The sequence below is a fragment of the Alistipes finegoldii DSM 17242 genome (genome assembly GCF_000265365.1).
Classification (GTDB): Bacteria; Bacteroidota; Bacteroidia; order Bacteroidales; family Rikenellaceae; genus Alistipes; species Alistipes finegoldii.
The window spans coordinates 2,653,252-2,668,483 of sequence record NC_018011.1 but is presented as its reverse complement, the minus strand read 5'-3'; the positions used below and the strand labels follow the sequence as shown (position 1 = coordinate 2,668,483).

At 57.4% G+C, this 15,232-nt stretch carries 11 protein-coding genes; 10 read left to right on the top strand and 1 reads right to left on the bottom strand.

Annotated features, from left to right (window positions below):
- Window positions 1–113: 113 nt before the first annotated feature.
- The 10 genes from ALFI_RS17155 to ALFI_RS11550 all read left to right on the top strand — a co-directional run bounded on the left by ALFI_RS17155 (window position 114) and on the right by ALFI_RS11550 (window position 14,259).
- Window positions 114–278 (top strand): hypothetical protein, encoded by a 165-nt coding sequence (locus tag ALFI_RS17155; RefSeq protein ID WP_014775961.1) that lies wholly within the window; start codon window positions 114–116, stop codon window positions 276–278.
- A gap of 14 nt (window positions 279–292) precedes the next feature.
- The gene (locus ALFI_RS11585; RefSeq protein WP_014775960.1) at window positions 293–2,644 is read left to right on the top strand and encodes a PCMD domain-containing protein; all 2,352 of its coding nucleotides are present in this window, start codon (window positions 293–295) and stop codon (window positions 2,642–2,644) included.
- A gap of 250 nt (window positions 2,645–2,894) precedes the next feature.
- Window positions 2,895–3,065, top strand: coding sequence for a hypothetical protein (locus ALFI_RS16970; RefSeq protein ID WP_014775959.1), 171 nt, complete (start codon window positions 2,895–2,897; stop codon window positions 3,063–3,065).
- Between the two features lie 13 nt (window positions 3,066–3,078).
- Entirely contained in the window at window positions 3,079–5,571 is a 2,493-nt protein-coding gene (locus ALFI_RS11580; RefSeq protein WP_014775958.1) for a PCMD domain-containing protein, read from the top strand.
- 442 nt (window positions 5,572–6,013) lie between these two features.
- Complete coding sequence (locus tag ALFI_RS11575) at window positions 6,014–6,817, top strand: DUF4493 domain-containing protein (protein WP_244264972.1); 804 nt, start codon at window positions 6,014–6,016, stop codon at window positions 6,815–6,817.
- A 21-nt stretch (window positions 6,818–6,838) separates the two neighbouring features.
- Window positions 6,839–8,569 carry a DUF4493 domain-containing protein gene (locus ALFI_RS11570; protein ID WP_014775956.1) on the top strand — a complete coding sequence of 577 codons (1,731 nt, stop codon included), beginning with the start codon at window positions 6,839–6,841 and terminating at the stop codon, window positions 8,567–8,569.
- Window positions 8,569–10,716, top strand: coding sequence for a DUF4493 domain-containing protein (locus ALFI_RS11565; RefSeq protein ID WP_014775955.1), 2,148 nt, complete (start codon window positions 8,569–8,571; stop codon window positions 10,714–10,716). The genes ALFI_RS11570 and ALFI_RS11565 overlap by 1 nt, the downstream gene beginning before the upstream one ends.
- Window positions 10,717–10,733: 17 nt before the next feature.
- Window positions 10,734–11,555, top strand: coding sequence for a hypothetical protein (locus tag ALFI_RS11560; RefSeq protein WP_014775954.1), 822 nt, complete (start codon window positions 10,734–10,736; stop codon window positions 11,553–11,555).
- A 13-nt stretch (window positions 11,556–11,568) separates the two neighbouring features.
- Window positions 11,569–12,570: a hypothetical protein gene (locus ALFI_RS11555; RefSeq protein ID WP_014775953.1), complete on the top strand. Its 1,002-nt coding sequence runs from the start codon at window positions 11,569–11,571 to the stop codon at window positions 12,568–12,570.
- A gap of 3 nt (window positions 12,571–12,573) precedes the next feature.
- Window positions 12,574–14,259, top strand: a complete 1,686-nt coding sequence (locus ALFI_RS11550; RefSeq protein ID WP_014775952.1) for a PCMD domain-containing protein — start codon at window positions 12,574–12,576, stop codon at window positions 14,257–14,259.
- Between the two features lie 263 nt (window positions 14,260–14,522).
- Here ALFI_RS11550 and ALFI_RS11545 read toward each other — a convergent pair whose 3' ends face one another.
- On the bottom strand, window positions 14,523–15,215 hold the full coding sequence (locus ALFI_RS11545; protein WP_009596086.1) for a transglycosylase SLT domain-containing protein: 693 nt from the start codon (window positions 15,213–15,215) through the stop codon (window positions 14,523–14,525).
- Window positions 15,216–15,232 lie beyond the last annotated feature (17 nt).

The following is a 15,232-nucleotide window of genomic DNA, read 5'->3' as shown; positions in this document are numbered from 1 at the left end:
CGTCCGCCAAATCTACCGGTTCATTGGAAGAATCCGCCGGTTCGTTGAATTTATTTTCATCTTAGTCAGGACCTTCCTACATTTGCTTTTGACGCAATTAACAGATTTTGACTATGAAGAATGTAACCACCCACCGGGCGGGGAAGCTGTGCTATGTCACACCCCTGCTCGAACAGATCGACGTGCAGCCCGAAAAGGGATTTGCCAACTCCTTCCCCGGCGGCGGCGTAGAGCCGACCGGCGCAAGCTACGACGATTTCTATTTGGATAACGAATAAAAAACGGCGCAGCTATGAAAAACTTCCATAAAGCTCTGTCAATCCTCGCTGCGGCCGCACTGTTTGCGGGCTGCAGCAGTTACGACGAGACGAACGATCCGGCGCGCGCCGGCAATACGTCCGTAAAGCTCCTTGCCGATGTCGCCGACGACGCCGAAACCCGTGCCGGCATCTCCGTCGGGGAAAGCACATTTACCGGATATTGGGAAGAGAACGACGCTATGGGAATTCTTTTCACCGCCCCCGGCTCAACTCCCGAACTTCGGCCGTTCACCAACAACAACGACTTCGCATTCGAAGGAGAGCTGCCGGCGCAGAGCGGTGCGTGGCAATACATGGCTTTCTATCCCCATGCGACCGTAAACGGCACCAAAGCCAGCATTCCGTTCGGCAACCTGCGCACCCAGAGCGGCAACGCTTTCAACTGCGCCTCCGACGCACTGGTGGCCCCGTGCCTGAACTTCGCCAATGCCGAACCGGGCAAAACCGACGAAGGCGATCCGGTCCGATTCACCCTCAGCCGCCTGACCTCGATTCTCAATCTGGAGGTAAAAGGCGGAGACAATGCCGACAAGGTCCGCTACCTGCTGCTGACTTCGGAAAACGAAACCCAGACGCTCTCGGCCGCGAGCATCGACTTCGACATTTCAGACATGGGCTCCGGACTCGCATTCAGCCAAACCGCTCCGTCGAACCTCATCGCGCTGGGCTTCGAGCAGGGCACGGCTCCCGACGCCAACGACATCAACGCCTTCTTCAACATCATGCCGGGGAGCTACGACAAACTGACTGTAGACGTGATTACGGCACCCCGGATCGGTACGGTCGCCATCGAACGCGGGGCAGACAAACCGTTTGCCGCAGGCAAGCTCTACAAGCGCGCCGAAACGCCCGTCTTCGCTCCGCTCGAAGCTCCGTCGTTCGACTGGCCGGGACATGAGATCGACCAAGCGCACGAAATCACCGTGGACGACAACAACCAACTCACCTACTCCGCCGCCATCAACATCCATGTACCGGGAGGCATCGCCGGTCTGGAAGTCGATGTTTCGTCGCCCGTACTGGGCATGCTGGGCATTTCGAAACTCGACCTGTTCAACGATTCCGACGTCATCGAGGAAATCTCCTTCGCAGATCTCGGACTCAGCTGCCAGACCGAAATACAATATAAAAAAGAGTGCGTTTTCGACATCACGGCACTCGTGCCGATGATCCTCCTGCTGGGTCCCGACCCCGGCAGCGAACACGTCTTCGACGTCAAGGTGACCGATCTCGCGGGGCAGGTGACCGAGCAATCGCTGACCTTCACGGCCCCGGCGCTCGTGCGGGTAGATCAAACGGACCTTTGGAAAAACACCGCCTCGCTGACGATCAGCAATCAGTTCGCCGACGCCGGCAGCGTCGTGCCGGAATACCGCATAAAGGGCGAAAGCGCATGGAACGCCGCCAGCGTCTCCGGGCCGAACGACGACGGCAGCCGCACGGCCCTGATCAGCCCCGACTGGACCACCGGCACCAACGAAGCGAGGCTGACGATCCATAGCGTCGATCCCAAGACCGGCATCTTCGCCCGCAAGAGCTACGAATACCGACTGCTCGCCGACGGCGCAACAGTCGCTTCGGGCGAATTCACGCCGAAAAACAACAACGGCGACGTCATTCCCAATGCAGGCATGGAGAGCTGGAGCACGAAATCGATGAAAAAGATATTCTCAGGCTCTGCCAACGTACCCTATCCGAACGCCTATATGACCAGTTCGGGAACCGACAAATTATGCACTCAGGCAACATATCCCGGCATGGTCGGTGATTATTGCGCGCAACTCGCCGCGAAGTATGCAGGCATCGCATTCGCTGCGGGCAACCTCTACACCGGAGATTTCGTGATGGACGGCACAGTCGGTTACGCACAATTCGGACAGCCGTACACCTATTCGGCACGTCCCGCCGCCCTCAAACTGAAATACGCCGCCGAGATAGGCGAAATCAACCGGGTCAAGAACGATCCGCCCGTAAGCACCGGCATCGACAAAGGACGCATCTTCGTCTGTATCGTCGAATGGAGCGACCGCCATGCGGTGCAATCGGGCACCACGGTGGACAAGACGACGTTCTGGGACCCCGAAACCGTATCGAGCCTGAACGAAGGCAAAATCATCGGCTACGGTCCCGCCTACATCACGGAGTCTCACACCGGCAGCATGAAGGATCTGGCGCTTCCGATCGTCTATTACGAAAAGACGGACACACCTCCGACGGGCAACTACACGCTGGTCATCTCGACCGCGACCAGCTATCTGGGCGACTACCTGACCGGATGCGACGCGAACAAACTCTGGGTAGACGATTTCGAGTGGGTATACTGATCTCCCGATAACAAACCCGAAGGCCCCGCGGCCTTCACCCCCGACCTCCCTGCGCCTGCAGGGAGGTTTTTTGTTGATTTCCACCGCCTTGCAATATTGCCGCAATCGATTCCGGTTCCACAAGGCAAACATGCCTTTTCGTGATGAAACACTGCCCGTTCATTGAATTTATTTTCAGATGATCCGCTTTCCGCCTATTTTTGTTAGGTCACTTTAAACTATTGCATACCATTTTAAACTATTGCATACCATGGAAATTGTATCAACCACGAAAGGGGGGGGGCAATACTCCGCCCCGATGATCGAGACGATTGAGGTCGCCGCGGAAAAAGGATTTGCCACGTCCGGAGACGTCCCTTCCTCCGACGGAATCAGCCCCCTGAGCTGCTACGACGATTTTTATTTGGGCGAAAACGAATAAAAAACCGGCAGCCATGAAAAAACAAGTCTCTCTTTTAACGCTGACCGCAGCGCTTCTCCTCGGCGCGTGCAGCACCTACGAGGAAGTTCCCGCAACATCCGGCGACGGAGCAACTGCCGTCGGTTTTCTCGCCGATATCGCTCCCCGCGAACAAAGCCGCGCCGACATCAACGTCGATTTCGGCACCGGTCTTACCGGCACATGGAACGGCGAAGACAAACTCGGCGTCCTCGCCAACGACTTCTCGAAGCTCCTGCAATTTACGTACACCACAGACAGCAAGGCTTTTACAGGCTCGCTCTTCGGCTCCGCAGGCACTTGGGCGTACCGCGCCTTCTACCCTCACAACGGAAACGCCACCGTTTCCGGCACGACCGTAACGGTTCCTTTCAGCGCCCTGCGCACCCAGAACGGAAACAAATACAACAGCGAATTCGACATCATGGCCGCCGACGCCATCACCCACAACAACGCCAAGCCGGGCAAAACGCCGGAAGGGAATGCCGTAAAGTTCAATCTTCACCGCATCACCTCGATCCTCGCGCTCAAACTGCAAGGCGGCGCTGCGTCGGAGAAAATAGCCTCCGTCATGCTGACGTCGAAAAAACCGATCGCCTCCGAAAAGCTGACCTTCACCGTTCCCTCGGACCCGAACGCCACATACGATCCGTCGGCTATCACCCCGAAGCTGGTCGTCGAAGGCACCTCCGCAATGGGCTCTCCCATCTCGATCAACTCGGAGCACATCACCGTCACCTACGCCGACGGCACGGCTCCTTCGGCCGATTACAGCGAGACCTTTTTCAACGTGCTCCCTGATGACAGCTACGGCGACCTGACCTTCTCGGCCTGCACCGACAAAGGCAACGCAGCAAGCTTCACGATCACCCGAACGACACCCGTCGTCGCCAACTGGGTCTACACGGTGGAGCGGACCGCATCATTCACCAAAGCCGCAGCCCCGACCGTCAAGTGGATCGGCCACGAAGACCTTACGACACCCACCGAACTGCTCGAAAGCGGCAACAGCGCCAATATCCGGGTCAGCGCACCGGGCGGCATCAAGTCGATGCAGGTGGATATCACCTCGTCGGTACTGACAACTCCTATGGAGGGAAGCGAACAAAATTTGCTGGAGGCGGTAAAACTCGCCCCTTCGATGGAACTGACCAATCCCGCCAATAATGACATGGCAGCCGCTTTAGCCGGATTCGGTTTTCCGACTCCGGCACAACTGCTCAACCAGCAGCATGTGTATTTCCAGATCGGCGGTCTGATAGACATGCTCGCCATGGTCTGCGCCGAGGTGACCGAAACGACGAACTCCGATTTCAAGTTCACCGTCACGGACAATGCCGGACAAAAAACAGTCATCACGCTGAAATACGTAAAAACAGTCGTTTCCCCCATCACTTACAACAACGACGCAGACCTTTGGGCCAATACAGCATCGTTTACCTTGAACATCCCTGCCGATGCGACATCCGTTTCCGTGCAATACAGAATCAAAGGTCAGACCACATGGAACGACGCCGATATTACAGCCAATGCAGACGGGTCCCGCACGGCCAAAATCAGCCCGACATGGACAGAGGGAACAAATGACGCAGGCCTTACCATATATACCGTCGATCCCAAGACCGGCATCTTCGCCCGCAAGAGCTACGAATACCAACTGCTCGCCGACGGCGCAACGGTCGCTTCGGGCGAATTCACGCCGAAAAACAACAACGGCGACGTCATTCCCAATGCAGGCATGGAGAGCTGGAGTACGAAATCGATGAAAAAGATGTTCTCAGGCTCTGCCAACGTACCCTATCCGAATGCCGTCAAATACGAAGACGCAACAGGGACCGACAAATTCTGGGACAGCGGCAACAACGCCTATCTGACCAGTTCGGGAACCGACAAATTATGCACTCAGGCCACCTATTCCGGCAAGGTCGGCAACTACTGCGCGCAACTCGCCGCGAAGTATGCAGGCATCGCATTCGCTGCGGGCAACCTCTACACCGGAGATTTCGTGATGGACGGCACGGTCGGTTACGCACAATTCGGACAGCCCTACACCTATTCCGCACGTCCCGCCGCCCTCAAACTGAAATATGCCGCCGAGATAGGCGAAATCAACCGGGTCAAGAACGATCCGCCCGTAAGCACCGGCATCGACAAAGGACGCATCTTCGTCTGTATCGTAGAATGGAGCGACCGCCATGCGGTGAAATCGGGCACCAAGGTGGACAAAACGACGTTCTGGGACCCGGAAACCGTATCGAGCCTGAACGAAGGCAAAATCATCGGCTACGGTTCCGCCTACATCACGGAGTCTCACACCGGCAGCATGAAGGATCTGGAGCTTCCGATCGTCTATTACGAAAAGACGGACAAGGCTCCGACGAGCAAGTACACGCTGGTCATTTCGACTGCTACCAGCTACTTGGGCGACTATCTGACCGGATGCGACACGAACAAACTCTGGGTAGACGATTTCAAGTGGGTATACTAATCCTCCGATAACAAACCCGAAGGCCCCGCGGCCTTCACCCCCGACCTCCCTGCGATTGCAGGGAGGTTCTTTTATTAGGCACCGCCCGCACCGCGAAAGAAGGGCGCGCAAGCCATTTCCCGGCTGCGGAAAGACATCCGAAGAGAGGAGAATCCGGTCCGTCGGAGTGCGGCGCGTCGAGTGTTCGTGATGAAAAATGCGCTGTTCGTTGAATTTATTTTACAAATCCGCGGCACATGCCTATTTTTGCATATTGTCAACAAAAGACTGCATCCATGCGAACAAAAACCCGGACATCCCGCTCCAAACAGACGCTTCGGGACGTTTCGTATAAAGGCGCCCCGACCGGGACAGTCAAAGCGGCACATGCAGCTGACGCTCCGGCAGCGCCGTCCGCAAACGGCACGACCGACAACACTCACCATTGAACGGCTGGAATACCATGAAAAGACAACTCATATACTTAATGGCATCGGCGGCCCTGCTGGCGGCCGGATGCTCCACGGAAAACAAGGCCGAAGGCACGGAATACGGCACGCTGAAGGTCAGCTGCACCGCCGACGGTTCGATCGTCGCCGCATCGGACGACACTTCCCGGATGCCGGCTGCGCCCTCCGTCCCCCAAGCCGGCGATTTCACGCTTACGGTCACCGGAGAATCGGGGACGCAGCAGTGGGATACGCTCACGGAATTCGAGCAGAGCGACGCCGTGTTCCGAATGGGAACCTACGCCGTCTCCGTCGCACACGGCGACCCCGATGCGGAGGGAATCGACAAACCCTATTATGCCGCGGAGAAGAGCGTCGAGGTGCTGCCCCGCCGCGCTGCAACGGTGGAGATGACCGCTACGATCGCCAACTCGCAGACGGTGGTCCGCGCCACGGAACAGTTCCTCAACTATTTCCACGACGCGCAGTTTACCGTAACGACGGCATCGGGCAACCAGTTCGACTTCACGCCCGGCAGCACGCCCGCCGACGAGCCGGTATTCGTCAAAAGCGCCACGACGCTCAAGGTAACCGGCACGGCACGCCGCCAGAGCCAGACCGGAACCGACGAGGGGCCTAAGGTCACCTTCTCCGAGCAAACGCTCGAAGCCACTTCGCCGCGCACCTGCCACGTTCTCACCTTCGACGCCAAGGATGCGGGCAGCGTCACGCTGACCGTCACGCTCAGCGACGACTACACCGAAACCCGGCAGATTGACTGCGAAGTCAACGAGGGGGCCATAGACGATACCAAATAAGGAATAAAAACAGCAAAAGATATGAAGACATTTACCAGACTTTTTACGATGTTGGCGGTTGCAGCGTTCGTTGCGGCAGGCTGTGTGAACGAAGAACCTCCCTACAAGGAGGAACCCAAGCCGACGCCGGGCGACGCGACGGGCTTCCTGTCGGTAAGCGGCCTTTCGATGCGGGTGGTCTATGACGAGACGGACGTTCGTCCCGACGACACTTCGGACCAAACGCAAAGCCCGCAGGCCGTATCCGGCACCCGTGCCGAGCAACCCGACGTGGACGGTTTCATCGTAGAAATTCTCGACGCCGACAACGCGCAGGTATTCAAAAAAACCTATGCCGAACTCAAACAGCAGCTCGCCGAGCCGATGGAACTTCCGGTGGGCGCCTACCGCATGGAGGTGCGCTCGAAGGAGAGCACTCCGGACGTAGCGTGGGAGCACCCGGTTTACGGCGCGACGAGCAGCTTCACGATTTCAAAGGCGCAGACGACCCAGCTCGAAGAGGTGGTCTGCACATTGCAGAATATCAAGGTCACGGTGGATTATTCGTCCGAACTGGCCGGCATGCTGGCCGACACCAGCAAGGCGACCATATCGCTGGGCCAGACCAGTCAGGAGTTTCTCAAAACCGAAACGCGCGCGGCCTACTTCAAATCGCTGGACATCGAGAATACGCTGGTTTTCAACTTCGACGGCGTTTTCGCCGGCACCGACATCCCCGCGCAGTTCAGCAAGCAGATCACGGGAGTCAAGGCCGGCCAGTGGCGTAAGATTTCGGTCGTAATCAACTACGCCGACAAAGGAACGCTTCTGTTTCAGGTAACGGTGGACAACAACATCATTCAGGACAACTCTTTCGTCGTAGACGGCACCGACAACCTGCTGGAAGAGCTTCTCGAAGACCCCAGCGCACCGGCTCTCGCATGGCCCGGACATGACATGTCCAAGCCTTTTACGCTGACGGACGCCATGTTCGACGACAACGGCAACTGCATCGAACCGTTCGTCTTCGACCTCGCATCGCCCAACGGCATCGAGTCGCTGCGCGTCAATATCGCTTCGACCAGCAGTCAGTTCATGGCTTCGATGGCGGCGATCCAGCTTCCCGAAACGTTCGACCTCTGCGCGCTCGACGCGTCGTCGCCGGCAGGCATCATACTCAAAGGATTCGGCTACCCGGTAGGCGGCGAACTCAAGGGCCAGCAGGCCAAGAGCTTCAACATCGCAGGGCAGATCAAGGCGCTCTACGAATTCGACGGCACGCACACCTTCTCGTTCGACATGACCGACGACAAAGGCGTCTCGACCGCCGCCGCGCTGACGCTCGTCGTGGACAAAAGCGCGGGTCAGGAGGGTCCTGCAATCGTCTGGAGAGGCTATGATATCGACCAGCAGTACGAAGTGCAGAAAGACATGGTCATCGACATCGACGTGACTGCAACTGCAGGCATCAAGTCGTTCTGGGTTACGATCGACTCCGAGGCACTGAAAGATCTGCTTCCGGTCATCAACAGGCCGGAGAAGTTCGACATCTGCGACATTCCGGCCGATCTGGCCGCGATTCTCCACGACGAATTCGGATTCCCGATCAACGAACAGGTGAAGAACCAGACCGCCGTAATGTTCTCGATCACCAAATTCGTCGAGATACTGCTGGAGATTCCGGGCGAGCATAACTTCGTCCTCGACGTGACGGACAACAACAACGTATTGACGCACAAGACCGTCAAACTCATCGTTAAAGCCGCCGAATAATGAAAAGACACATCACATATATCGCCATGCTGCTCACGGCACTCACCGGCGCGTCATGCTCGCAGGACGAAACTCCTGCCGGCGACGGGCGCACGGGCGTGATGGCGATGACGATTTCGACCTCGCGGGCGGAAGACAACGGCGAATACGATCCGCTGCAATACCAGAAAGTGTATATCTATAACAGCGAGGGCGGGCTGCTCCGCAAATACGCCGCGAAAGACGACATTCCCGAACGGCTGGAGCTGCTCTCCGGCACTTACCGCGTAGCGGTCGAGGCGGGCGAACAGGTCCCCGCGGATTTCTCGAAACGCTTCTACAAAGGCGAGGAGACATTCACCGTCAAACCCGGCGAAACGACCCATGCGGAGGTAGTTTGCAAGATCGCGAACACCGTCGTCGAAGTCAAATTCGACGCTTCGATCGTCGAGAATCTCGATCCGGGCTACTTCGTATGGATAGCCGGTACGGACAAATTCGACGAGGCGGAAGCCGAGTCGGGTGCGGTTCCTGCGCTCAAATTCACGGACGAAGGCACGGGCTATTACACCCTGCCCGCAGGTACGACTTCGCTGGCATGGATGTTCCGCGGCACGCATACGTCGGGCAAGCAGGTCGAGATGGAAAACACGCTGACCGAGGTCAAGGCCGGCGGCAAATACGTCTTCACCTTCCGCTACTCCCCCGACCTGCCGGGTTATATCGACGCCCTGCTGATCCGCGTCGATACCGAGACGGAAGACAAGGACGACAAGATTATTTTCAGTCCCGATCCGGCCCTTCTCACCGAGGGATTCGACAACGACGAGGTGCAGAAATACACGTCCGGCGAGAAGAAATACCGGATCATGGCTTTCGCAGAGCTGAAAAAATTCACGGTCTCGGTCGGCGACGACAGCTACGACTTGCTCACCGGCACGCACGAAGGCATTTCATTCACGCCTACCGATAAATACAACACCGAACTGACGTTGTCCGACGCCTTCTTCGCAGGACTAGCGGGCGGCGACCACGCCGTGACGATCCATGTGGAAGACGCCAACGGCGGCAGCAACGAGATTTCGACGACCTACCGTCTGCAGGGACTGGTTCCGGTTACGGAAAAAAGCTACGACCTCTGGGCCAATACCGTAACGCTGCAGGTCGTGGATTTCACCCGGTCGGCAAACGTAACGTTCGGTCTGTGCGGCAGCGACGGCCAATGGAAATACCTGACCGGCACGTCGCAGGGCGACGATTTCATCTCGGCGACCTATGCGCCCGAATGGGAAAATAAGACCGAAGCCGACTGGAGTACGCCCAATACGGTGCTGCCCTATTCGCGAATCAAAGACGGGACCGGCATTTCCGCAGGAAACACTTATGACTATAAAGCCACCATTAACGGCGCAGAGCATACCGGGCAATTCACGACCCAAGCAGGCAATGCCATGACTGACGGCAGTCTCGAAATGTGGAGAAGCGACAAGCAGTTTCCGGGAAGCGGCACCAAATACACGTTCTGGGGAAGCGGTTATAACTCGTTCGCCAAAGACCTGTGCACCCGCGACGATACCATGCCCGGCAGAGTCGGAAGCTATTGCGCCAAACTGACCGCAACCTATAACACGCTGGCCAAGGTTCCTGCTCCGGGTAATCTATTTACGGGAGACTTCGGCATTTCGCTTGTCCCAATGGGTGGCAATGTCTCTTTCGGCAAAAATTTCACCTACAACGCAAGGCCGAAAGCAATCAAATTCAAATACCACGCAACAATCGGACTTGTGGACTACAACCTCCACGAAGGGAAGATTCCCGTCGGCGAAATGGACAAAGCGCGGGTATTCGTATGTATCGTGGACTGGTCGGCCCAGCAAAAGGTATTTGCCGGCACAAAAGCCCCGACAGGCACATGGGATCCGGAGACACAGACCGAAGCAGCCAACGGTCCCATTATCGGCTATGCATCGAAATTCATCGACGAGACAACCCCCGGCGATGAAATGGTAGAAATCACGATGCCGATAAATTATTACCAGAACACGGCCGTTGCTCCGCAGGGCAAATTCAATATCGCCGTATCCTGCGCAACGAGTGCGTACGGCGACTTTATGGACGCCTGCACGACGAATGTGATGTATATCGACGATTTTGAATGGGTATATTAACGACTAAACGCACGACAATGCGCAAAATAACCATCAGCACGCTCCTGACCCTGCTGTATCTCGCAGGTACGGCTCAGGCGCTGCGTGCGCAGCAGACAACGGAGGACGCGTCCCTCCCGGCCGACAGCGTCGGACAGGAACGCGCGCTCACAATCAATGAAATGCGCCAACAGCGCGGTCTGACCGACACGCACAACCTCTTCGTCCCGCGCGGACAGTGGATATTCGGAGGAACGGCTTCCTACTCGACCCATTCGAACGAAACCTACCGGTTTCTGGTCGTCGAAGGCATCGAATCGAAGGGCTACACCTTCAAGGTCAGCCCGATGATCGCCTACGCATTGCGCGACAACATGGCCATCGGAGGACGCTTCATCTACTCGCGCTCGCTGCTCAAGCTCGACAAGGCCGACCTCAACCTCGGCGGCGAGGATTCGGACCTCAATTTCGAGGTGAACGACTACTATTCGCTGCGCCACAGCTACTCGGTGGCGGTAATCTGGCGGCAGTACATTCCGCTGGGACGCAACAAACGCTTCGCGCTCTTCAACGAAATGCAGCTGTCCGGAGGCGGCACGCAGGCGCGCTTCGCCAAGGATTCCCCGGTGAAGGGCACCTACGAAACAGGCTACACCTTCTCGCTCGGCATTTCGCCCGGCATCGTGGCCTTCGCGACGAACAACATGGCCGTCGAAGTAAACGTCGGCGTAATGGGTATCACCTATACGCACACCAAGCAGGTACACAATCAGGTTACGGTCGGCAAGCGCGACGCCAGCATGATGAACTTCAAGGTCAACATCTTCTCGATCGGACTCGGTATGGCATTCTATCTCTAAAATCGGCAAGCACATGAAACGAATCATACTTTCCATCTTCTCGGTATTCATTACGCTCGGCGCCGCAGCGGAGACAGAACAAGCCCGTCCCGCAATGCAGCAGTCCGAAACCGCTGCCGACGCTGAAACGCCTTCGGTCACGGCCGAATCCGCCGCAGCCCCTGCGGAACGGACAGCAATGCCCGCCGCGGAACAGACATCCGGAAATCAGCTGACCGCAGACGCCTTTGCGACGCCCGCACCGTCGCCCATCGCCGCCGAAAAGCAGAAACGGCCCAAGGAACAGCGCTTTCTGCCGACGCGCAAACGCATCGACCGCGAAATCAACAAACTCAAATTCGCCTACAAAGGCGAAGTGATGATGGGGCTGACGGCATCGTACGGCACCCTGTCAAGCGACGATACGAACATCATGCTCATCCTCGACAACATCAACGCGGACGGTACGGTTGCTACGGTCAAACCCTTTGTCGGCTATTTCTACCGCGACAACAACTGCATCGGCGTGCGTTTCGGTTACCGCCACATGAGCGGCACGCTCGACAACACCTATTTCGATGCCGGCGAGGGCAACGACCTTTCGGGGCAGCTCCCCTATATCGACCTTTCGAGCGACAACTACTCGTTCGGCATCTTCCACCGTTCGTACGCCGGACTCGATCCCAAGGGGCGTTTCGGACTCTTCGCCGAATTCGAACTGGCCCTCTCTACGGGTACTTCGAACTTCCTGTACGACCCCGACCGCAAGGAGGGCGGCAACCCCAATCGTACCTACAGTGACAATACGCAGGTAAAACTTTCGTTTAATCCGGGAGCGGCCGTCTACATCTTCCCCAACGTCTGCGCGACGCTTTCGTTCGGGCTGGGTGGCATACAGTACAATTCCGTCACCCAGAAGGATGCCGACGGCAACAAGGTCGGTTCGCGCAAGGCTTCGAACATGCGCTTCCGGCTCAACATCGCAGCCATCAATTTCGGCATGACGATCCATTTGTGGGACAAGAAAAAGCAGTAAGACATGAAATATTTCCGCATACTCTTCTCGGCAGCAGCGCTTCTTTTAGCCGCTTCGTGCATCGACAACGACGTGCCTTATCCCGTCGTCGAACTCAGGATCGCGGGCGTCGAAGGCAGCGGCTTCACCGTGTCGGGCATCAGCATCGCCAACCGCACCGTGGCGCTTACGCTGGATGAGAAAACCGACATACGCAAAGTCGGCATCGACAAGGTTACGTTCGACGTCGCGACCTCCAATCCGATGATGACCGACACGGAGTCTTTCATCGGCCAGATCAAAACGTCGCGGCCCCTCAGCGGAGAATTCGACCTGCGTTCGCCGCTGTACGTCACTCTCTCGCTCTATCAGGATTACGAATGGACGATCGTGGCCGAACAGCCGATCGAGCGCGCCTTTACGGTCGCAGGCCAGATCGGCGCGACGGTAATAGACGCCCAGAAACGTACGGCGACGGCCTATGTGGCCAAGGGGACGAACCTCGGCGACATTACAGTCACCCGGCTCAAACTGGGTCCTGCCGACATCACGACCTACTCTCCCACGGCGGAAGAACTTTCGGCTTCGGGCTTCGAAACGATGCGTTTCGTCGATGCGACCTATCACGGAACGACCGAACGCTGGACGCTCCATGTCGAGCATACCGACCTGAAAGTAGCATTCCGCGAAACCGATCTCTGGAACAACACGGGCGTCATAACCGCCATGGTAACGGAAGAGGAGTATCCCAATGCTGTGATCCAATACCGTGTGAAAGGCACCGACGAGTGGCAGGCGACGCAAAAGGGCGAGCGGGACGAAACCGGACTCTTCACGGCCGCTGTCACCCCCGAATGGACGAACTCGACCAACGCCGCCGGGCTCCCCGTCAAACGTCTGGTGCGGACCAAGGGCGTCTATGCGGGTCAGACCTACGAGTTGCGGCTGCTCGTCAACGGAGAAGCGACCGAAACGTCCGAATACACCGTCCCCGCGGGCGACGTCATACCCGACGGCAACATGGAAAATCCGGGGCTTTCGTGCTTCACACAAGAGAATCAGAATGCGGAATTCTGGGCCAGCGGCAACAACGGCTTCGCTGAGGAACTCTGCACATCGGCCGCTTTCGACGGAATGGGCGGCAGCCGCTGCGCCCTGCTGAAAGCCTCGGCTCCCCCGATCGTGGGACTGGCCGCGGGCAACCTGATGTCCGGCATCTTCTACAAAGACGGTCTGACGACCGGCGTCGTGGAATTCGGGCAGCCCTACACATGGACGGCACGCCCCTCCGGCATGAAAGTAAAATACCATGCGACGGTCGGCATCGTCAATCAGACAAAACACAGCGGAGCGCCGATCGGCAAGGGCGATCAGGACAAGGCCCGGATCTTCGTGGCAATCGTAGACTGGAATGCCCGTCACCGGGTAGCTTCGGGAAGGGGCGCCCCGACCGGCACTTGGGACCCGACGGAAACCACGGCAACGGACGAGGGCAAGATCATCGCCTGCGGTTCGCTGTTCATCGACCGTTCGACCGCCGGCGACCGGATGACCGAAATCACGCTGCCGCTCGATTTCTACGACACGCAGGCCCGTCCCACGGGCAAATACAGCATCGTCATCTCCTGCTCGACCAGCGCCTACGGCGACTTCATGGTCGGCTGCACGACGAACACGATGTACGTCGACGACTTCGAATGGGTTTATTAAGCCGGGAGCGTTAAAACCGGAAAACACAACGAAAAAGGATGGGACGCGTCGGCGTCCCATCCTTTTTCATTACGGGCACTCAGGTCCCAGTTCCGCGCCGCTGCCTCCCCCACCGCAGTCTCCAATCCCTCACCGCAGTCTCAATCGCTCGCTGCTGTTCCCACTCCTTCGCCGCCCCTCTCAGAACAAAAAACAAAAGCGGCAGAACCGATGGTTCTGCCGCTTCGTTATCGCACTCTGGCTTACGTTCCGCCGGGCGGAAATCACCTCACGGCGACCCGGCAATATTTGTCATAACGGCCTATCACGTCGTTCACGTAAGCCAGCGTCTGCCGGCTGCCGGTGAAACGGCCGCACTTGACCACTTCGTTCTCGTAGTATTCGGGCTGCGCCTTGAGCTGCAGGTACCGGGCTACCACCTCCCACGAATTGGGATCCTCCCCGTTGACACGCGCCAGACGCCGGGCATCGTTCACATGGCCTATACCGCTGTTGTAGCAGGCCAGTATTATGCTCATCCGGTCCTTGTCCGAAGTTTCCGCAGGAAAACGGAGCGTACTCTTTATTTTCGACATCAGCTTGTTGGCCAGCCATATGTTGGTCTCTGGATTGGCTATATCGCCTGCCGGAACGTCGAACTGACGCGCTACCGAAGGCATGATCTGCATCAGTCCCTTGGCTCCGCTGCGCGAGGTGATATCGGGCGTAAAACGCGACTCGTGATACGCGATGGCGCTCATCAGGCGCCAGTCGTGGCCCTCTTTTTCGCTGATGTTGCGAATGATGTTGTCGTAGGCCGAAATCACGTAATCGCCGTCGCTGAGCAGCGAATTGCCGAAATCGGCCTCTTCGTTCAGCATGTCGTCCGTCACGGGTGTGCTGAACTTGGCGTTAAAGCCGTAAAATGTCGTAAGAATTGTTAAGAACGCAAACGTTAAAACTGTCTTTTTTAACATAAAAGGTTGTTTTGCGG